This window comes from Nonomuraea mesophila (assembly GCF_004352805.1).
Lineage (GTDB): Bacteria > Actinomycetota > Actinomycetes > Streptosporangiales > Streptosporangiaceae > Nonomuraea > Nonomuraea longispora.
Window position 1 is genome coordinate 1 of sequence record NZ_SMLD01000180.1, and the last position, 18,576, is coordinate 18,576.

Sequence of the window (18,576 nt, forward strand, 5' to 3'; positions counted from 1 at the left end):
CCTTCGCCCAGCCCCACGCCGTCCGCGTCGGTGCGGGCCGGCCGGCGTCCCCTCCCGCTGCCGGGCCGCCGGGCGAACCCCCTGGGCGGCGTCCTGCTCACCGTCGTGCTGGTGACCGCCATCACCTCGACGACGGCTGTGGCGTTCCGCTCCCGCCGCTGATCAGCTCGCCAGCGACTCGGCGCGGGTCTCCAACGTGGCGCGCAGGCCGGCCGCCTCCTCGGCCGCCCTGGCCCGGTCGGCGCCCGCGTTCAGGCCGTACGCCTTGAGCGCCTGGTCCAGCAGGGTCGTGGCGGTGCCGGCGGCCAGCAGGTCGCGGGTGAGGGCCGCGTGCTCCCGCTCATAGAGCTCCTTGAAACCGGCGTCCTTGAGGAACCTCTCCTTCAGCGCGTGGCCGCCGCGCGGCCCGCCCCGCGTGTCCGGCGGGCGGCCCTGCTGCTGCGGCCGCTCGCCCGCTCCGGGCTGGACGGCGCGGCCGCGGGGGCGCCTCATGCCGACGACGTCGTGCGGGCCGGCTGTGGCATCCCCTCGCAGCGCGAGGTTCATGTCCCAGCTGATCACCCTGAACCGCTCCGTAGCCAGGTCGTACCAGAGGTAGTAGTTGTGGCCGGGGCCCGCCATGTCGTCGTGGTTCAGCAGGATGTTCTGCAGGGCCGCGTAGCGGGCGAACGACACGACGTCCAGCCGCTCGGCCAGCCCTGACGCGAACTCCTCGTCCGAGGCCTGCTCCACCCACCTGACCAGGTCGATGACCGGTTGCAGGTCGCGCAGGCCCACCTGGTTGACCTGCTTGAAGTCGTCGACGTACGCGGTCTGGTCCTCGCCCTGGTAGGTGAAGCTCCCCGAGGCGAGCGACTTGTAGAGCACGCCGTCGCCGAGCCGCTCGGCGTACCCCTCGTCCAGATATTCGACGAGGAGGCGGGGAGCCGAGCGCCGGCCGTTGACGGAGAAGGAGGTGTAGGCCGACCGCTGGGAGGGCTCGCCGGCAGCGGCGACCAGGGCGATCGCCACGGCCTCGTTGAGCACGGCCGCCGACCCCATGGCGGGACGCACGGCCAGCTGGGAGTGGCCCTGGTAGCGACGGCCCTCGACGAACTCGTCGAAGCTGATCAGCCACGGCAGGTTCTCCGGCTCCTCGGCCTTCAACACCCCGCCGCGCCCGCCACGCCGGGGTCCGTCCTGTGGCGGCTTGCCGCCCTCGGGTGGCTCGCCGCCGGGTGCGCGGACACCCTCCGGCGGGTTCTCGCGGGCGGTGGTGGCGCGGGGCCGGGTCTGCCCATCCCGCGTCAGCCCGCGCAGGGTCGAGTTGCCCTTGAGCCGGATGCCCACGCTCGGGATCGTGGTCCCGTCGATGGTCAGGTCGGCCTCGACGTACTTCTTGTCGCCGTCCTTGAAGTACTCCGCCAGCATGTCCTGGTAGCTCTCGTCCCGGAAGGTGAGCGCGACCTCGTGCGGCGCGGCGGCGTCGAACAGTTCCCTGGACCCGGCGAGGTCCCGGACGACGACGCCGCCGGCCGAGGCGGTCCGCACGCTGGTGACGTACGGGCGGACGGTGCCGCTGCCGAGGACGCCGTAACAGGCGGCCAGGAACGCCACGCACGCCGCCACGAGCCTCCAGTGGTGCCGGAGCCTGACGGGGATGCGGTGTCTGAGACGGGCCACGGCTACAGGTCGCTCTGGTCGTAGCCGGTGAGCACGGTGACCGACTGGCCGTGGTTGCGCTCGCGCAGCCCGGCGATGAGGTCGGCGGGCTCGCTGCCCTTCTTGATCCGGACGGTGTACATCAGTTCGGTCAGCGCGCCCGCCCTGATCGACTCCATGCTGACCAGCTCGAACTCGTCGGTGTACCGGACGAGGACGTCCTGGACGGCGTGCGTGTAGTCCTCGTCCGAGGGCACCTGCACCTTGACGACCTGGCGGCGCACGTTCAGCTGGAACCAGTTGAACCTGCTCATGATCATGATGATCAGCGAGATCGCCACGGCGGCCACCACGGCCAGCAGGTAGAAGCGGGTGCCGACGGCCATGCCGACCCCCATCACCAGGAAAATGAACCCGACGTCCCTGGTCTCCTTGATGGCGTTGCGGAACCGTACCACCGACAGGGCGCCCACCAGGGCGAAGGCGCGGGCGATGTTCGAGCCGACGACCAGCATGATCAGCGAGATCAGCATGCCGAGGATCACGAGCGTCTGGACGTAGGACTGGCTGTAGGAGACGTTGCGGTGCGTCGCCCGGTACACCCAGCCGATCATGGCGCTGAGCACGAACGACAGCGACATCGCGATCGCGATGTCGGCCACGCTGAACGTGCCGGACAGGTCCTGGAAGGAGAAGTCCATGGGTCATGCCTCCACGCGGGCGGTCAGGGCCGACGAGAGTCCGGGGTCCAGGTCGTGGCCGGGGATGTGGAAGATCGAGCGTGGCGCGAGCCCATGCGCCTCCACGCTCTGGCAGTACTTCGAGAGCCGCACCACCTGCAGGTTCCGCTCGGCGGTCAGGTCGGTGAGCCAGTAGGGGACGCGCTCGTTCGCCTTGACCTCCATGATCGTTTTTCCGGGCGGGACGATGAACCGGTTCGCGGCGTCCGCGCCCAGGTGGAAGTCCCGGTCGCGGCCGCGTACGCGCTGGTCGAAGGTGACCCGCAGGCCCACGTCCGCGCCCCGCCCCACGTAGGCGTGCCGCTGGTAGCCGGTCATCGCGGTGGCGCGCAGGTCGAGCCGGCTGACCAGGTCGAGCACCTCCTCCAGGAAGCCCCGCTCGGACGGCTCGTGTCCCACCTGCTCCCGCCCGTCGCACAGGCGCAGAGCCTCCCGGTACGGCAGGCGCACCCGGCGCTTCTGCGTGACCCGGTTGACCCGCTGCTTGATCTCGACATGGACCGGGGTCTCGCCGGTCACCGTGAAGCGGTCGCCGTAATGGCGGATGCGCAGTTTCCTGCGGAACCTGAGGCCCTCGATCTTCTCCCAGTAGAAGCGCAGCCGGCGGGTGTCGTAGTAGACGCTCCAGACGCCGTAGCCCGCGTCGCCGCTGTGCTGGTCGCGGTCGAGCACGGTGTCCATCTCGTCGCGCAACTCGCGGGCGACGGCGGCGTCGACGAGATACTTGATCTCGTACCGGTTGAACGCGTGCAGCCGGCTGGGGGCGCGCAGCGCGTGTCCCGCCTCACCGGGGGCAACGGCCGCCGGGACCTCGGGCCGGCGCGCGGGGACGGGGCGCCTGCGGAATCCTCGCAGCATGTCTCTCCCTTCGTGTCAGCCCATAGGGGACAGCAACAACCTGGGAATAGTGTGTGAACCCCGTCGCACCGGACGATGAACCCGCGTGCCGTGGCCCGCGTCAGACGCTCTCCGGCCCCTGGACCGGCTGCTCGGCCGGCCCTTCGACCGGCCCTTCGACCGGCCCCTGGACCGGCAGGATGACGCGGAAGGTGGTGCCGTCGCCGCTGTAGGCCTCGATGCGGCCGCCGTGCGCCTCGACCAGCGCCGCCGCGATGGCCAGCCCCAGGCCGGTGCCGCCGCTGTCGCGGGAACGAGCGGCGTCGGCCCGGTAGAAGCGGTCGAAGACGTGCGGCAGATGTTGCGCCGCGATGCCCGGCCCGGCGTCGCGCACCTCGATGACCGCCGCCGCCCCTCTCACCCGGACCCCGGCCCACGCGCCCGCGTTCGTGGTGCCGCCTCCGGCCTCGCCGACGGTCACCCGGACCGCCGTGCCCGCCGGGGTGTGGGCCACGGCGTTGCCGACCAGGTTGGCGACCACCTGGTGCAGGCGGTGCTCGTCGCCCGTCACCCGTACCGGCCGCTCGTCCAGGACCAGCTCGATGGGCCGTTCCGGTGCGCGGGCCCGCGCACCGTGCACCACGTCGCCCACGACGACGTGCAGGTCGACCTCCGTCAGGTCGAGCGCCCGTTCCTGGTCCAGCCGCGCCAGCAGCAGCAGGTCCTCCACCAGCACGCCCATCCGCTCGGCCTCACCCTCGATGCGGCTCAGGATGCGCGCCACGGCGGGATCCGGCTCGCGGTCACCGTGCCGGTACAGCTCGGCGAAGCCCCGGATGGACGTCAGCGGCGTGCGCAGCTCGTGCGAGGCGTCGGCGAGGAAGTGGCGCAGCCGCTGCTCCGAGCGTTCGCGCTGGCGCAGGGCCTCGCTGAGACGCCCGAGCATGATGTTGAGCGCGTGCCCCAGCCGCCCGGTCTCCGTGCGCGGGTCGCTGTCGGCCACCCGCCGGTCGAGCTCGCCCCCCGCGATCGCGGTGGCGGTGCGTTCCATCCGGGTCAGCGGGCGCAGCCCGAGCCGTACGACGGCCAGCGCCACGGCGCCCAGGAGCACCAGCACCAGCGCGCCCGCCGCCACCTCGATGACCAGCAGCTCCCGTACGGTGCTCCTGGCCGCCTCCAGCGACATCGACACCACCGCGCGGTTGCCGTCGGGGAGGGCCACCACGAGCGCGCGCCAGTCGGCGCCCCCCGACCTGCTGGGCACGGTGAAAGGGCGCGGGGGGACGGCGGCGATGGTGGCCGCGGGGACGTCCGGTCCGTCGTCGGGGCGGGGGCCCGCGCGGACGGACGCTCCCGACGGCAGGTGGAAGTCCACCCGGTACTGGCTGGGCAGCTCCACCTCACCCCGGCGCGGCGGCCGCACGAGAGGCGGCGGCGGCCGTCCTTTGCCCACCGTGGCCGCGAAGGCGGTGAGCTGTGTGTCCACCCGGGACAGCAGCGAGCGGTCGAGCAGGATCATCCCCGCCGTCGCGAACACCGTCAGCGCCGCCGCCGACAACCCCAGCAGGGCGGCCAGCAGCCGGTGGCGCAGCGGCCAGGCCCGCGCGAACGGCCTCATCGGCCGCGGTCCAGCAGGCTCTGGTCGCGCAGCGAGTAGCCGACGCCGCGCAACGTGTGGATCAGCGGCGGGCCCACCACGTCGATCTTGCGGCGCAGGTAGCTGATGTAGGACTCCACGATCCGGCTGTCGGTGCCGAAACCGTGCTCCCACACCCGGTCGAGGATCTGCGGCTTGCTGACGACCCGCTCCGCGTTGATCATCAGGTAGCGCAGCAGGGCGAACTCCGTCGGCGACAGGTGCACGTGCCGCCCGGCCCGCCGTACGACGTGGGTCTCCTCGTCCAGCTCCAGGTCGGCGTAGCGGAGCAGCCCGTCGTCGTGCGCCTGCTCGCGAGGACTCGTACGGCGCAGGATGGCGCGGATGCGCAGCACCACCTCCTCCAGGCTGAACGGCTTGGTGACGTAGTCGTCGCCGCCCGCCGTCAGCCCCGCGATCCGGTCGGCCACGGTGTCGCGCGCCGTCAGGAACAACACCGGCGGCCCGCCGCCGTCCGGCCGCAACCTCTGCGCCACCGTGAAGCCGTTGAGATCGGGCAGCATCACGTCCAGCACGATCAGGTCGGGACGCTCCTCGCCGACGTGCGCCAGCGCCTGCGTGCCCGAGGCGGCCGTACGCACAGCGAAGCCGTTCAGCTCCAGGGCGTCCCTGAGCAGCTCACGGATGTTGGGCTCGTCGTCGACCACCAGGACCACGGGGTCGCCGGCGGGGCGGGGGATCGGTGCGTCCATGCGGGCTGTTGTATCCGCTCTGCCTGGGAGTTGTGTGTGAGCAGCGTAGGCCGGATATTCGCGTGCCCGGTATGCGCGCCGCGTGCCACACTGGGCGCCGGGCCGGTGGTGATCAGGGGGTGTGGTGGCCGACGAAGAGGTGCTGGCAGGAGGCGGCGTCAACCACGTGGTCAGGGCCGGCGAGACCGTACGCAGGCCGACGGGCCCCTGGACGCCGGCCGTGCACGCCCTGCTCGGCCATCTGGCGGCCCGCGGGTTCGCCGGGGCGCCGAGAAGCCACGGCATCGACGGGAAGGGCCGCGAGATCCTCGACTTCGTGCCGGGCCGGACGGCCGACTATCCGCTGCCCGGCTGGGCGCGGTCCGACGACGCCCTGGTCGCCGCCGGTGAGCTGCTGCGCCGCTACCACGACGCCACCGCCGGTTTCGAGGCCCCGCCCGGAGCCGAGTGGTACTTCCCCGCGGTGAGCCCGGCCGAGGTGATCTGCCACGGCGACGTGGCCACGTACAACTGCGTGTTCCGCGAGGGGCTGCCGGTGGCGTTCATCGACTTCGACACCGCCCACCCGGGCCCGCGCGTCTGGGACGTTGCCTACGCCGCCTACCGGTTCGTGCCGCTGACCGACCCCCAGCACGCCGACGGCCGCCCGGTCGGGGAGCAGACCCGGCGGCTGAGCCTGTTCGCCGGCGCGTACGCGCTGGGCGAGGAGGACTGCGGCGCGCTCGTCGAGACGGCCCGAGCCCGGCTGGAGCACCTGGTCCGTCACATGCACGAGCGGGCAGCCGCGGGCGACGAGGCCTTCGCCGGGCACGTCGCCCGCGGCGACGACGTCCTCTACGAGTGCGACGTCGCCCATCTGACGCGGCACGAAGCCGTGCTGCGGCGTGCGCTCACTTGCCGAAGCCCACGGTCAGGCCACTGAGCAGCTGGCGGCGGCCCACGATGTAGAGGATCAGGATGGGCAGCGTGGTCAGCACCACGGACGCCAGCACCGCGGGCACGTTGATGCTGTACTGGCCCTGGAACGACCAGAGCGCCAGCGGCAGCGTGCGCTTGTCGGGGCTCTGCGTGAGGACCAGCGGCAGCAGGAACCCGTTCCAGATCGTCAGCGCGTTGTAGACCGTCACCGTCACCACGGCCGGCCGCGTCAGCGGGAACGCCAGCCGCCAGAGCATCGCCGTCTCGGTCGCGCCGTCGAGGCGCATCGAGTCGAACAGCTCCTTGGGCACGTCGCGGATGAAGTTCGACAACACCAGCACCGACAGGGGGATCGCGAACGCGATCGACGGCAGGATCATCCCCAGCAGCGAGTCGTACAGGTGCAGCCGGATGATGATCAGGTAGACGGGGATGATCGTGGCCTGCAGCGGGATGGCCAGCCCCATGAGGAAGAGCGAGTTCGTCAACCGCAGGAACCGGCTGCGCTTGCCGGCCCGGATGATCGCGTACGACGCCATGAAGGAGATGAGCACCGCGGGAACGACCGCGCCCAGCGTGACGATGACGCTGTTGACGAAGTACAGCGGGAAGTCCGACTCGATGACCATCACATAGTTGGCCAGCGTGGGCTCGCCGGGCGGCACGAGCGGGTTCTCGGCGTAGTAGTTGCTCTGCGACTTGAAGCTGGTGATGACGATCCAGTAGATCGGCACGACCACGACCGCCAGCCAGAGCCAGGAGACCAGTCCCGCCAGCCAGTTGGGCCGGCCCCTGGGCCGGTTGCGGCGCCGGTGCCGCGGCTGGGGCCCGCCCTCCATGACCTCGGGCTTCGTGGTGAGCGTGGACGCCATGTTCTAGGCCCCTTCGAGCTGGCTGTGGCTCGCGTCGCGGCCGCCGAGCCGGCGCAGCACCAGCGCCAGCACGAGCCCCACGAGCACGAGGATGACCGCGATCACGCTGGCCAGGCCCATCTGGCTGGCCTGCCATCCGCGCACGTACATGTCGAGGGCGAGCACCCTCGTGGCGTCTCCCGGCCCGCCCGCGGTCAGCACGAAGATCAGGTCGAAGAAGGTCAGCGACCCGACGACCATGAGCGTCGAGGACGTGATGATCGTGTACTTCAGCTGCGGCAGGGTGATGCTGAAGAACTTGCGCACCCGGCCGGCGCCGTCGAGTTCGGCGGCCTCGTACATCGAGCGCGGGATCTGGCGTACGCCGCCCTGGTAGATCAGGGAGTGGAACGGGATGAACTGCCAGGACACCACGAAGATCACCACGCCGAACGCGAGGTACGGATCGCCGAGCCAGTCCTGCACGAGCAGCGGGATCTGCAGCCCGGCGCCGAGCCCGAAGTTCGGGTCGAGCAGCGCCTTGTAGGCGATGGCGATGGCCGCGGAGCTGAGCAGCAGCGGGATGAAGTACACCACGGACAGGACAGCGCGGTAGCGGTGGTGGTTGGCGAGGAACGTGCCCAGCAGGATGCTGGCCGGTGTCTGCACCGCCCAGGACATGGCCATCACGAGGAAGGTCACCCACAGCGCGTGAGGCAGCCCCGGGTCGGCGAGCACGGTCGCCCAGCTCTCGACGCCCGCGAAGTGGATGTCGCCAAGTCCGTCCCACGAGGTGAAGCTGAGTACGAGTACCCCGATCAGCGGGATCAGCCCGAACCCGGTGAAGACCACCAGCGCGGGCATGGACATCCACGCGAGCGAGCCGCCACGGCCCTTCCGCTTGGGGGCCGTGGCGGAGGTCGCGAGCGCGCTCACTTGCCGATGACCGCGTTCATGTTGGTGGCGAACTCCTTCGGAGAGATCGACAGCTGGAACAACTTGGCGATGTTGTCCAGCAGCACCTCGGCGGCCGTCGGGCTGAGCGCCTGGTCCCACGACTGCGCGAACGTCTTGGCGTTGACGGCGATGTTGTAGACGAAGTTGAGGAACTCGGCGTCCTCGGAGTTGGCGAACTCCTTGTCGGCGCCCTTGACGATCGGCACCGCGCCCGTCGCGACCCACTCCTTGACCGCCTGGTCGCCCATCAGTTCGGTGGCGAAGAACTTCTTGGCGATCTCCTTCTCCTCGGGCGTCGCCTTGGAGGAGATCGACATGTACTGGCCGGGGTTGCCGACGGTGTTGCTCGGGTCGCCCTTGCCGCCGTCGATCGGCGGGAAGTTCATGTAGCCGAGGTTGCCGCCGGAGACGAAGTCGCCGCCGTCCCCCTTCATGCTGCCGTACGTCCAGCCGCCGTGCAGCATCATCGCGGCCTTACCGGTGTAGAGCAGCGCCTGGTCGGCGTTGGAGTCGGCGGTGATCGAGGAGAAGCCCTTGATGAACCCGTCGGCCTTGATCAGCTCCTGCATCTTGCCCAGGGCGTCGATGGCGACCGGGTTGTTCCAGGCGTCCTTCTCGGCGTCGAACACGGCCTGGAACACCTCGGGGCCGCCCAGGCGGTCGAAGAGGAACTCCAGCCACATCATGTTGGTCCAGCGCGACTGGCCGCCGAGCGCGAACGGCGCGATGCCCTGGGCGTTGAACTTGGGCACCAGGTCCATGATGTCGCCCCACGTCTGGGGCGGCTGCGCGCCGATCTTGTCGAAGGCCCGCTTGTCGTAGTAGAGGACGATCGGCTGCATCGTCTCGCAGGGCATCGCGTAGATCTTGTCGTCGATCGTGGCGGCGCCGAAGGAGGAGGGGAACAGTCTGTCCTTGAGCGCGGCGTTCTCGTCGAACCACGAGGTGAGGTCGTCGACCTGGCCCGCCTGGACGTAGCTGCGCAGCGTGCCGCCGCCCCAGCCCCAGATCAGCGTGGGCGCCTGGCCCGCGCCGATGGCTGTCTTGATCTTGGTCTTGAACGCGTCGTTCTGGAAGGTCGTCCCCGCGATCTGACCGTTGGGGTTGGCCTTGTTGAAGCGTTCGACGGTTCTGGTGCGCACGCCCTCCTGGGGCTGCGTCGACAGATACCAATAAGTAGCGCCGCCGCCACCGCCACCACCACTGGGGGTGCCGGGCCTGCTCGGGCCCGAGCTGCCACAGGCGGCAAGCGCGGCTCCCAGGGGCAGGCCCATGGAGAGGCTGAGGAAAGTGCGGCGAGACGTTGTCCTTGGCTCCACGGGGATCTCCGTACTCGAACGTCGCGGTCTCTGGCCGCGGCTCGTTGGTCATCGGATGCGGTGGCCGGCGGTCGTGGATCGGCGTCCTGCGGACGCCACTGCTCCACTCCTCCTTGAGTCAGCTCTCCGAAACATTTTCGACATGACCGCGGGGTTCGCCAATCTAGATTTCGGCCAATGGTGTGTCAAGACCCGCCACGGAGCGAACAGATTACGGTCCGGCCAAGGCCCGTGTACAGTACTTTGGCGCGGGCTATCCCTGGTCCACCGGCCTTCGGAAATCCGCGCCAAGACCGTCGGCGATCCTCGAAATATTTCGAAAGGTCACCGACACAAACGCACTTCTTGAGGAGAGCAGCAATGACGGCTCTAGATCGGACACCTGAGGCGGACCGGGCTCTCCGTCCGTGGCAGGACCCGGCGCTTCCCGTCGCCGACCGAGTCGACGCCCTCCTCGCGGAGCTGACCCTGGAGGAGAAGATCGGCCAGCTCGGCAGCCGGTGGATCGGCAACGACATGCCGGAGCCCGAGAAGCCCGAGCCCGGCGCCGAGTCCCCGAACGTCGCACCCATGCAGGACGTCTTCGCCGCCTCAGGCTCCGTCCCGCTGGAGGAGTCCGTCCGTCACGGGCTCGGCCACCTGACCCGCGTCTACGGCAGCGCCCCCGTCACCACGGCCGAGGGCGCCGCCGAGGTGGTCCGGCTGCAGCGGGCGGTCGTCGAAAGCTCCAGGCTCGGCATCCCCGCGATCGTCCACGAGGAATGCCTGACAGGCTTCACCAGCTACGGCGCGACCGTCTACCCCGCGGCCATCGCCTGGGCGGCCACCTTCGATCCCGGCCTGGTCGAGCGGATGGCCGAGGCCATCGGGCGCGACATGGCCGCGCTGGGCGTGCACCAGGGCCTGTCGCCTGTGCTCGACGTCGTACGCGACTACCGGTGGGGACGGGTCGAGGAGACGATGGGAGAGGACCCGTACCTCGTCGCGATGCTCGGCACCGCCTACGTCCGCGGCCTCCAGAGCACCGGCGTCATCGCCACGCTCAAACACTTCGCCGGTTACTCCGCCTCGCGGGCGGCCCGCAACCACGGTCCCGTGCCGATGGGCCGCCGCGAGCTGATGGACATGATCCTGCCGCCGTTCGAGACGGCCGTCACGCTCGGCGGCGCCCGTTCGGTGATGAACTCCTACTCCGACGTCGACGGCGTGCCCGCCGGAGCCGACCCCTGGCTGCTGACCGAACTGCTGCGCGACGAGTGGGGGTTCACCGGCACCGTCGTCTCCGACTACTGGGCGGTCCCGTTCCTGGCCACCATGCACCAGGTGGCCGCCGACACGGTCGAGGCCGGCATGCAGGCCCTCACCGCCGGCGTCGACGTCGAGCTGCCCGACACGCTCGGCTTCGGCCAGCGACTCGCCGAGCGGGTCAGGAGCGGAGAGCTGCCCGAGTCCGTGATCGACCGGGCCGCCCGCCGCCTGCTCACCCACAAGGTCGAGCTCGGCCTGCTCGACCACGACTGGACCCCCGAACGTTCGGTCGCCGCCGCCGAGGGCGTAGACCTCGACTCGCCCGGCAATCGCGCCCTGGCCAGGGAGCTGGCCGAGCGCTCGATCGTGCTGCTGGACGGCGGGGACGTCCTGCCGCTGCTCGGCGAGGGCCGTCAGGGCCCGCGCAGCGTCGCCGTCGTCGGCCCCGCCGCGCACGACCCGCGCACGTTCATGGGCTGCTACGCCTTCCCCAACCACGTCCTGCCCCGCCATCCCGGCCTCGGGCTCGGCATCGAGGCCCCCACCGTGCTCGACGCGCTGCGCGAGGAACTGCGCGGCGCCGAGATCCGTCACGAGCCCGGATGCGACGTGCGCGGCGACGACCGCTCCGGTTTCGCCGCCGCGGTGGCCGCCGCGCGGGCGTCCGACCTGTGCGTCGCCGTCGTGGGCGACCTGGCGGGGCTGTTCGGCCACGGCACGTCGGGCGAGGGCTGCGACGCCGACGACCTGCGGCTGCCCGGCGTGCAGGCCGACCTGCTGGCCGAACTGGCCGCCACCGGCACGCCGGTCGTCGTGGTCGTGGTCTCGGGCCGCCCGTACGCGCTGGGCGAGGTGCACGCCGCGTCCGCCGCGCTCGTCCAGGCGTTCATGCCCGGCGAGGAGGGCGCGGCGGCGATCGCCGGCGTCCTGTCCGGACGAGTCCAGCCCGTGGGACGGCTGCCCGTGCAGATCCCGCGCGGGCACGGCGGCCAGCCGGGCACCTACCTGCAGCCGCCGCTGGGCACCGCCAGCGAGGGCATCAGCAACCTCGACCCGACCCCGCTGTTCCCCTTCGGGCACGGCGCCTCCTACACCGGTTTCGAGGTCGGCGACCTCGCGATCAGCGACACCGAGGTGCCCACCGACGGAGAGTTCAGCGTGTCGGTGACCGTCCGCAACACCGGCGGCCGGGCCGGCGAGGAGGTCGTCCAGCTCTACCTGCACGACCTCGTCGCCCAGGTGACCAGGCCGGTGCGGCAGCTGGCCGGGTTCGCGCGCGTACGGCTGGAGCCGGGGGAGAGCACCGGCGTGCGCTTCCACGTGCACGCCGACCGCACCGCCTTCACCGGCCGCGACCTGCGCAGGATTGTCGAGCCGGGCGACATCGAGGTGCTCGTCGGCACCTCGGCCGCCGACCTGCCGTGCCGCGGCGTCGTACGCCTGACCGGGCCGCTGCGCCGTCCCGGCCCTGGCCGGCGGCTCGTGACACCCGTTGACGTCGGCCCCGGCGGCGCCGGGCAAGGGGGTGGAGATGCCGGCCAGTCCTAGGCGGGCGACGCTCGCGACCGTCGCCGCCTCGGCGGGCGTGTCGGTCGCCACCGTGTCGAAAGTGCTCAACGGACGCAGCGACGTCGCCCCCGCGACCCGCTCGCTGGTGGAGGCGCTGCTGCGGCAGCACGACTACGTCGCCCCCACCCCGCGCCGCGCCGAGGTGACCGGGCTGGGCAGCGTCGAGCTGCAGTTCGACGCCGACCTGAACGCCTACTCGACCGAGATCATCCAGGGGGCCGTGGCCGCCGCCGGGGAGGCCGGCGTGGGCGTCGTGGTCAGCATCCGGCGTGCCGACCGCACCGCCGCCTGGGCCCGCGGCCTGGTCGCCGCCGGCCGCCGGGCGCTGATCGCGGTCACCAGCGAGCTGACCACCGGCCAGCTCGCCGCCCTGGCCAAGGCCCGGCTGCCGCTCGTCCTCATCGACCCGCTCAACCTGCCGCGCACCCGCGTGACCAGCATCGGGTCGACCAACTTCGCCGGCGGCCTGGCCGCCACCCAGCACCTGCTCTCGCTCGGTCACCGGCGCATCGCCTACGTCGGAGGCCCCGCCGCCGCGGCCTGCAACCAGGCCCGGCTGCACGGCTACCGCGCCGCCATGGAAGCCGAAGGTGCGCCCGTGCTGCCCGGCTACGTCCAGACCGGGCACTTCCGCTACCACGACGGCGTGACGGGCGGCGCGGCCGTGCTCGGCCTGCCGCGCGCCCCGACGGCGATCTTCGCGGCCAGCGACGAGACGGCGCTCGGCATCATGGAGGCAGCCCGGGGGCGCGGCCTGCGCATCCCCGAAGACCTCAGCATCGTGGGGTTCGACGACACCCAGATCGCCCAGATGGCCTCACCGCCGCTCACCACCGTCCGCCAGCCGCTGCGCGAGATGGGCGGCGTGGCCCTCCGCACGGCGCTGCGCCTGGCGGCGGGAGAGAAGATCGACTCCCACCACGTCGAACTCGCCACCGGCCTCGTGGTCCGGGGCTCCACGGCCCCGGCCGCCCTCCCCTGACCACCGACCGCCCCCGGGGCCGCCGGCTCCCCGGAACCGCCGGCTCTCCGGGACTGCCGACTCCCGGGACCGTCGACCCGCCGGACCGCCGACCGCGCCCGGACCGCCGGCGCGCACCCGTGAGCGCGTGCGGCGCTGCGCTCGCGTACGTCCTGATGGTCGCCGGGCCCAGGCGCGGGCCATTCCGTCACGAGCGCCGGCCGGACGCCCAGCGTGTCCTTCGTGGTGCTGCGCAACATCATGGACCCAGGCCGCGGGAAGATCGTGGGGGTGGAATCGGTTGTCTCCAGGTGTGGAGGACAGCGAGGTCGTGGTCATCGGCGCCGGGCAGGCCGGACTGTCCAGCGCGTACTTCCTGCGCCGGCACGGGTTCGAGCCGGTCGTGCTCGACTCGGCCCAAGGGCCGGGCGGAGCGTGGCGGCACCGGTCGCCCACGCTGACCATGGACAAGGTGCACGGCATCTTCGACCTGCCCGGCCTGCGCCGCCCCCTCGACGCCGCGGGTCACGGGCCGGCCGCCGAGGTGGTGCCCGGCTACTACGCGGACTACGAGCGCGAGCAGGGGCTGGAGGTGCTGCGGCCGGTCAGGGTCGCGTCCGTACGCCATGGTGACGGCGGCCGGCTCGTGGTCGCGACGGACGCGGGGGAGTGGGCGGCCAGGGCCGTGGTCAACGCGACCGGCACGTGGACGCGGCCTTACTGGCCGTACTATCCGGGAGCCGCCGGCTTCCGCGGCCGGGCGCTCCACTACGTGGGCTATCGCGGGCCCGGGGAGTTCGCCGGCCGGCACGTCGCCGTCGTGGGCGGCGGCGCCTCGGCGATGCACGTGCTGTCGGAGATCGCCGGGGTCGCCGCCACTACGGCCTGGTTCACCCGCCGCCCGCCCCTGTTCAGGGACGACTTCGACGAGGACGCCAGGCGGGAGGTCGTGGCCATGGTCGAGGAACGCGTACGCGCCGGCCTGCCGCCGCAGAGCGTGGTGGGCGTCACCGGCCTGCCCTACACCCCGGTCGTGCGCGAGGCGCTCGAAAAGGGGGCGCTCGACCGGCTGCCGATGTTCGACCGCATCACCGAGCACGGTGTCGCCTGGGACGACGGGCGTACGCTCGAGGCCGACACCATCATCTGGGCCACCGGCTTCCGCTCGGCCCTCGACCACCTCGCGCCCCTGCGGCTCAGGGAGCCGGGCGGCGGCATCATGATGGACGGGACGCAGGTGGTCAGGGAGCCCGCGCTCCAGCTCGTGGGCTACGGTCCGTCCGCGAGCACGATCGGCGCCAACCGCGCCGGCCGCACGGCCGCCCGCAACGTCCGCCGCCACCTCGCCACCACCCGGGCCCGCCCCGCAGCCTGACCTCTGAGGCCCGGCGCACCACGGGGACGTACGGCGCCGGTACCGCAACAACCGGGCGCCGCGAGAAAGCCCGACCGGCACCGTACCTGTGAGATCACGTCAGGTCGCCTCGGGCGCGTGGAGTGTGCGCCGCACGGCGTCGCGGAGCCAGCGGTGGGCTCCGTCAGCCGCCTGGCGGGGGTGCCACGCCATGCCGATGGTCAGGGGCGGCAGCGGCAGGGAGATGTCGAGAAGCCGCAGCCCGAGGGCGGTGGCGGTGCGGGTGAGAGGCGATTCTGGGCTGCCGGGGAGCGCGGCGGGGACCAGGCAGACGACGTCGCCGCCGGCCGCCAGAGCCATCGCCGCCAAGTGGCTGGGGAGGACGGCGGTGACCCGCCGGTGCAGGTTCCGCTCGGCCAGGGCGGTGTCGAGCGGGCCGGTGAACCGGCCTCGCCGGCTGACCACGACATGTTCGGCGGCGGCGAGCCGCACCAGGGTCAGCGGCTCCCCGGCGAGGGGGTGGCCCGGACGGACGGCCGCCATCATCCGGAGCGTGACCAGCTCTTCGACTTGGGTCTCCGGGTCCACGTGGTCGATGGATCCGACCTCCAGATCGATCCGGCCGTCGCGCAGGGCCGGACCGGCCTCCAGTTCCTCCGCCAGGATCCTGAACGAGATGCCCGGCGCCTCCTGCCCGGCCCGGCGCAGCAGCCCGGGAGCGAGCGCCGCACCGACCAGGTCGGCGGCCTGGAGGGTGAAGGTGGTGCGCAGGGTGCTGAGGTCGGTGTCGCCGCCGGGGCTGAGCAGCGCATCGAGGCGGCGTACCACCGCGGCGGCTTCGTCGCGCAGGGCCAGGGCGCGGGGAGTGGGGACCATGGTCTGTCCGGCCCGCACCAGGAGCGGGTCCTTGGCGATGGACGACCTCCTGGCCGGCGCCGGTGTCGCCTACCGGGCCCTGGCCTGCCCGTCCTTCTTCGAGAACCTCCTGGAGGAGGCCGCCTCGATCCGCGACGAGGGCGTCTTCTCCGACGCCGTGGACGCCGACCGCAAGGCGCCCCTGGTCGCCGTCGCCGACATCGCGGCCGTCGCCGCCGGCCTGTTGCTGGACCGTTCGTGGAGCGACGCCGGCAGCGTCCCGGTCCTCGGCCCGCGGGACCTGTCGCCCGACGACCTCGCCCGCATCATGACCGAGCAGCTCGGCCGCCCCGTCCGCTACGAACACCGGCCGCTCGGCGAGCTGCGCGCCGACCTCGTGGGCCACGGCCTCGACGAGGCGTTCGTGCAGGGCATCGTCGACATGAAGCGGGCCAAGAACGAGGGCCTCGACGCCGGTGTCGCACGCACCCCGGACACCACCGGACCGACCACGTTCGAGCAGTGGTGCGCCGAGACCCTCAAGCCCGCCGTCCTGTCCTGAAGCCCTGCACCGCCACGACCACCCGGGAGACATCCATCATGCCCATCGAGGACACCGAACCGCCGGTCACCGCGTTCATGCTCGTCAAGACCACGCCCGAGTGGCTCGCGCTGACCGTCCCGGAGCGGATCGACGCCTTCACCACCCAGGTCGTCCCCACGATCGAGGCGAGAACCGCCGGCGTGCGATCACGCTTCTACGACACCGGGTTCTACTCCGCGCGGGTCACCGACGTCTGGGTCTGGGAGGCGGATGATCACCACGCCTACCGGCTCCTCATCGACGCGCTTCGCGAGACCCCGTTCTGGGACCGCTACTTCGAGGTCGCCGACATCCTCGTCGGTACCGAGGACGGCTATGCCCGCACCTACGACGCCGACCCCGTCGCCACCATCAGCACCTGACCCCCGGGACCGCACGGTCGTGTCGCGACGGACACCGCCGGGGGGACGGCGACCAAGGCGCTCGCGCGTGGCGCCGGCCCCGTCGAGGTCACCGTTCGGCGATGCCGAAGGCCGTCCAGCCCCGGGCCGGGAAGCCCGCCGCCTGCGCGACGGCCGCCGACGCGTCGTTGCCGAAGGCGTGCAGGTACGTCGGCACCGCCCCTTCGTCCAGCACCCGCCGGGCGGCCTGCGCGACGAGCCGTCTGGCCAGCCCGCGTCCGCGCGCCGCCGGGGCCGTCACCACCGACAGCTCGTGCCCGTACGCGTCGTGCCGTTTGATCCCCACCCCCGCCAGGTGCTCGCCCGTGCGGGGGTCGGTGGCCACCAGGACCTCGCCGCCGAAGGGGTGCAACCATGCGGGCACCTCCGGGGCGGTCGCGGGCAGCCACTGCCCGGCGTCCTCCAGCGGGGCCGGGCGGGTGCTCCACCGGAAGACGGCTTCGAACCAGCCGCGTTCGGCGTACCCGACGATCTTGGGCACCTCCGCCATCGTGCGTGCGGCGGCCACGCGCTCCACGTGCTCGGGCGGCACCGACAGGACTCCGCGGTCCGGGGAGCGTACGCCGAGCGCCGGGTAGATCTGGCCGTCCCACCCGGGCAGGGTGCGCCGCCGCGATCCGGTGACCTGGAGCTCTTGCGTGGGCGGCCAGACGCCGAGCCACTCGCGCAGATGATCGTCGATCGCCACAAAACTACTATATGGAGGAGGAAATATATCGATTGCGGCAGGGGGCCGGTCCCTGGGGGCGAAGAGGGTCGACACGCGATGTTACGGGGGGTTAGCGTCCTGACATAAGGATCTTTTTCCGGTCAGGAGGTCCCCTATGGAAGTTCCCGGCTACACCGAGATCCGGGAACTCGGACACGGCGGGACCGGGCGGGTCATGCTCGCCGTCCGCGACTCCGACGGGCTGGCCGTCGCGATCAAACACCTGTCCGACCCGCTGCGCGAGGACGCCGAGTTCGCCGGCAGGTTCAGGACCGAGGCACAGGTCATCCAGGAGATCGACAGCCCGCACACCGCCCGCGTGCTGGACTACGTCGAGGCCGGCGACGACGCCGTCATCGTGATGGAACTGGTCGACGGCATCACGCTCCGGCGGCTGCTGGAGCACGAGGGCGCGACCGGAGCGGAGTCGGCGCTCGTGGTGCTGAAGGGAGCGCTGCTCGGCCTGGCCGAGGCTCACGAGCGCGGCGTCGTGCACCGGGACTTCAAACCCGAGAACGTCATGATCACCGAGGAGGGCGAGAGCAAGCTCGTCGACTTCGGCGTGGCCGCGCACGTCGGCGAGACGGCCGACCTCGTCGGCACCCCCTCCTACATGGCGCCCGAGCAGTGGCAGGAGGCCCCGGCGGGCCCGGCGACCGACGTGTACGCCGCGACACTGGTGTTCTTCGAGTGCCTGACCGGCCACCGCCCCTTCCACGGTGACACCGTGGCCGCCCTGGCCTACCAGCACCAGCACGTCCCGCCGCCGGTCGAGGAGGTCGACGAGCCGCTGCGGCCGATCGTCGAGCACGGCCTGGCCAAGGACCCCGGGGCCAGGCCGGAGTCGGCGCGGGCGTTCCTGGCCGAGCTGGAGGGGGTCGCGCTGGCCTCGTACGGGGAGGACTGGGAGCGGCGGGGACGGGCCGGCCTCGGCCTGCTGACCGTGCCGCTCACCGCCCTGCTGCCCAGGCCGCAGCCGCCGGCCGACGGAGGCTCCACGAGCCTGTTCCAGACCACGATGGCGCCCGCGACGAAGTTCGCGGTGACGGGCGGCCTGGTGCTGGTGACGGCCGCCGCGGTGGTGTCGGCGTTCGTGGTCCTGAGCGACCCGCCCGACACGAGGAGCGGCACCGCCCTTCCGCCGCCCGCGTCGGCGTCCGCGCCCGCGACGCCGACGGCGGCATCCCCGACGTCCGCCGCGCCCACCCCTTCGGATTCCGAGCCCGAGCCGAGCCTGTCGCTCAGGGAGACGCCGCCCGCCCT

17 protein-coding genes are annotated in these 18,576 nt (G+C 72.0%); 7 read left to right on the forward strand and 10 right to left on the reverse strand.

Annotation, left to right across the window (positions count from 1 at the left end):
- Positions 1-162 precede the first annotated feature (162 nt).
- From E1295_RS40280 to E1295_RS40300, 5 genes are all read right to left on the reverse strand, one after another.
- A complete protein-coding gene (locus tag E1295_RS40280) occupies positions 163-1,662 on the reverse strand; it encodes a CotH kinase family protein (protein ID WP_132639289.1) in 1,500 nt (499 codons plus the stop codon).
- 2 nt (positions 1,663-1,664) lie between these two features.
- Complete coding sequence (locus E1295_RS40285; RefSeq protein ID WP_132639291.1) at positions 1,665-2,342, reverse strand: DUF4956 domain-containing protein; 678 nt, start codon at positions 2,340-2,342, stop codon at positions 1,665-1,667.
- A gap of 3 nt (positions 2,343-2,345) precedes the next feature.
- Positions 2,346-3,239, reverse strand: coding sequence for a polyphosphate polymerase domain-containing protein (locus tag E1295_RS40290; RefSeq protein WP_132639293.1), 894 nt, complete (start codon positions 3,237-3,239; stop codon positions 2,346-2,348).
- Positions 3,240-3,339: 100 nt separating this feature from the next.
- Positions 3,340-4,836, reverse strand: coding sequence for a sensor histidine kinase (locus tag E1295_RS40295; protein ID WP_132639295.1), 1,497 nt, complete (start codon positions 4,834-4,836; stop codon positions 3,340-3,342).
- Positions 4,833-5,567 carry a response regulator transcription factor gene (locus E1295_RS40300; RefSeq protein ID WP_132639297.1) on the reverse strand — a complete coding sequence of 245 codons (735 nt, stop codon included), beginning with the start codon at positions 5,565-5,567 and terminating at the stop codon, positions 4,833-4,835. Before E1295_RS40300 ends, E1295_RS40295 begins: the two co-directional genes overlap by 4 nt.
- A 124-nt stretch (positions 5,568-5,691) precedes the next feature.
- Between E1295_RS40300 and E1295_RS40305 the strand changes: the two genes are divergently transcribed.
- Positions 5,692-6,489, forward strand: coding sequence for a phosphotransferase enzyme family protein (locus E1295_RS40305; RefSeq protein WP_132639299.1), 798 nt, complete (start codon positions 5,692-5,694; stop codon positions 6,487-6,489).
- On the opposite strand, the gene E1295_RS40310 is transcribed toward E1295_RS40305, so the two are convergent.
- From E1295_RS40310 to E1295_RS40320, 3 genes are read right to left on the reverse strand one after another with little or no spacing between them, the layout of a single operon-like run.
- Positions 6,458-7,357: a carbohydrate ABC transporter permease gene (locus E1295_RS40310; protein ID WP_132639301.1), complete on the reverse strand. Its 900-nt coding sequence runs from the start codon at positions 7,355-7,357 to the stop codon at positions 6,458-6,460. The genes E1295_RS40305 and E1295_RS40310 overlap by 32 nt on opposite strands.
- A gap of 3 nt (positions 7,358-7,360) precedes the next feature.
- Positions 7,361-8,272 carry a carbohydrate ABC transporter permease gene (locus tag E1295_RS40315; protein ID WP_425465390.1) on the reverse strand — a complete coding sequence of 304 codons (912 nt, stop codon included), beginning with the start codon at positions 8,270-8,272 and terminating at the stop codon, positions 7,361-7,363.
- A complete protein-coding gene (locus E1295_RS40320; protein ID WP_246080938.1) occupies positions 8,269-9,435 on the reverse strand; it encodes an extracellular solute-binding protein in 1,167 nt (388 codons plus the stop codon). Before E1295_RS40320 ends, E1295_RS40315 begins: the two co-directional genes overlap by 4 nt.
- A gap of 537 nt (positions 9,436-9,972) precedes the next feature.
- Between E1295_RS40320 and E1295_RS40325 the strand changes: the two genes are divergently transcribed.
- The 3 genes from E1295_RS40325 to E1295_RS40335 all read left to right on the forward strand — a co-directional run bounded on the left by E1295_RS40325 (position 9,973) and on the right by E1295_RS40335 (position 14,765).
- The gene (locus E1295_RS40325; RefSeq protein ID WP_132639305.1) at positions 9,973-12,408 is read left to right on the forward strand and encodes a glycoside hydrolase family 3 N-terminal domain-containing protein; all 2,436 of its coding nucleotides are present in this window, start codon (positions 9,973-9,975) and stop codon (positions 12,406-12,408) included.
- The gene (locus E1295_RS40330) at positions 12,392-13,411 is read left to right on the forward strand and encodes a LacI family DNA-binding transcriptional regulator (protein ID WP_132639307.1); all 1,020 of its coding nucleotides are present in this window, start codon (positions 12,392-12,394) and stop codon (positions 13,409-13,411) included. The genes E1295_RS40325 and E1295_RS40330 overlap by 17 nt, the downstream gene beginning before the upstream one ends.
- A gap of 292 nt (positions 13,412-13,703) precedes the next feature.
- Positions 13,704-14,765 (forward strand): NAD(P)-binding domain-containing protein, encoded by a 1,062-nt coding sequence (locus tag E1295_RS40335; RefSeq protein WP_132639309.1) that lies wholly within the window; start codon positions 13,704-13,706, stop codon positions 14,763-14,765.
- Positions 14,766-14,864: 99 nt separating this feature from the next.
- Here the strand turns inward: E1295_RS40335 and E1295_RS40340 are convergent, their stop codons facing one another.
- The gene (locus E1295_RS40340) at positions 14,865-15,638 is read right to left on the reverse strand and encodes a LysR substrate-binding domain-containing protein (RefSeq protein ID WP_220449134.1); all 774 of its coding nucleotides are present in this window, start codon (positions 15,636-15,638) and stop codon (positions 14,865-14,867) included.
- A gap of 13 nt (positions 15,639-15,651) precedes the next feature.
- Here E1295_RS40340 and E1295_RS40345 point away from each other — a divergent pair, with 13 nt between their 5' ends.
- Both E1295_RS40345 and E1295_RS40350 read left to right on the forward strand, forming a co-directional pair.
- Positions 15,652-16,161, forward strand: coding sequence for a Rossmann-fold NAD(P)-binding domain-containing protein (locus E1295_RS40345; protein WP_220449135.1), 510 nt, complete (start codon positions 15,652-15,654; stop codon positions 16,159-16,161).
- A gap of 38 nt (positions 16,162-16,199) precedes the next feature.
- Positions 16,200-16,565 (forward strand): darcynin family protein, encoded by a 366-nt coding sequence (locus tag E1295_RS40350; RefSeq protein ID WP_132639313.1) that lies wholly within the window; start codon positions 16,200-16,202, stop codon positions 16,563-16,565.
- 88 nt (positions 16,566-16,653) lie between these two features.
- On the opposite strand, the gene E1295_RS40355 is transcribed toward E1295_RS40350, so the two are convergent.
- A complete protein-coding gene (locus E1295_RS40355; RefSeq protein ID WP_132639315.1) occupies positions 16,654-17,292 on the reverse strand; it encodes a GNAT family N-acetyltransferase in 639 nt (212 codons plus the stop codon).
- 136 nt (positions 17,293-17,428) lie between these two features.
- Here E1295_RS40355 and E1295_RS40360 point away from each other — a divergent pair.
- Positions 17,429-18,576, forward strand: a 1,148-nt coding sequence (locus tag E1295_RS40360) for a serine/threonine-protein kinase (protein ID WP_181958118.1), incomplete at its 3' end; no start/stop codon positions are given.

Coding starts and splice junctions, on each gene's coding strand:
- E1295_RS40285 (WP_132639291.1), bottom strand. CDS start 2,342: ATGGACTTCTCCTTCCAGGACCTGTCCGGCACGTTCAGCGTGGCCGAC.
- E1295_RS40290 (WP_132639293.1), bottom strand. CDS start 3,239: ATGCTGCGAGGATTCCGCAGGCGCCCCGTCCCCGCGCGCCGGCCCGAG.
- E1295_RS40295 (WP_132639295.1), bottom strand. CDS start 4,836: ATGAGGCCGTTCGCGCGGGCCTGGCCGCTGCGCCACCGGCTGCTGGCC.
- E1295_RS40300 (WP_132639297.1), bottom strand. CDS start 5,567: ATGGACGCACCGATCCCCCGCCCCGCCGGCGACCCCGTGGTCCTGGTG.
- E1295_RS40310 (WP_132639301.1), bottom strand. CDS start 7,357: ATGGCGTCCACGCTCACCACGAAGCCCGAGGTCATGGAGGGCGGGCCC.
- E1295_RS40325 (WP_132639305.1), top strand. CDS start 9,973: ATGACGGCTCTAGATCGGACACCTGAGGCGGACCGGGCTCTCCGTCCG.
- E1295_RS40330 (WP_132639307.1), top strand. CDS start 12,392: ATGCCGGCCAGTCCTAGGCGGGCGACGCTCGCGACCGTCGCCGCCTCG.
- E1295_RS40350 (WP_132639313.1), top strand. CDS start 16,200: ATGCCCATCGAGGACACCGAACCGCCGGTCACCGCGTTCATGCTCGTC.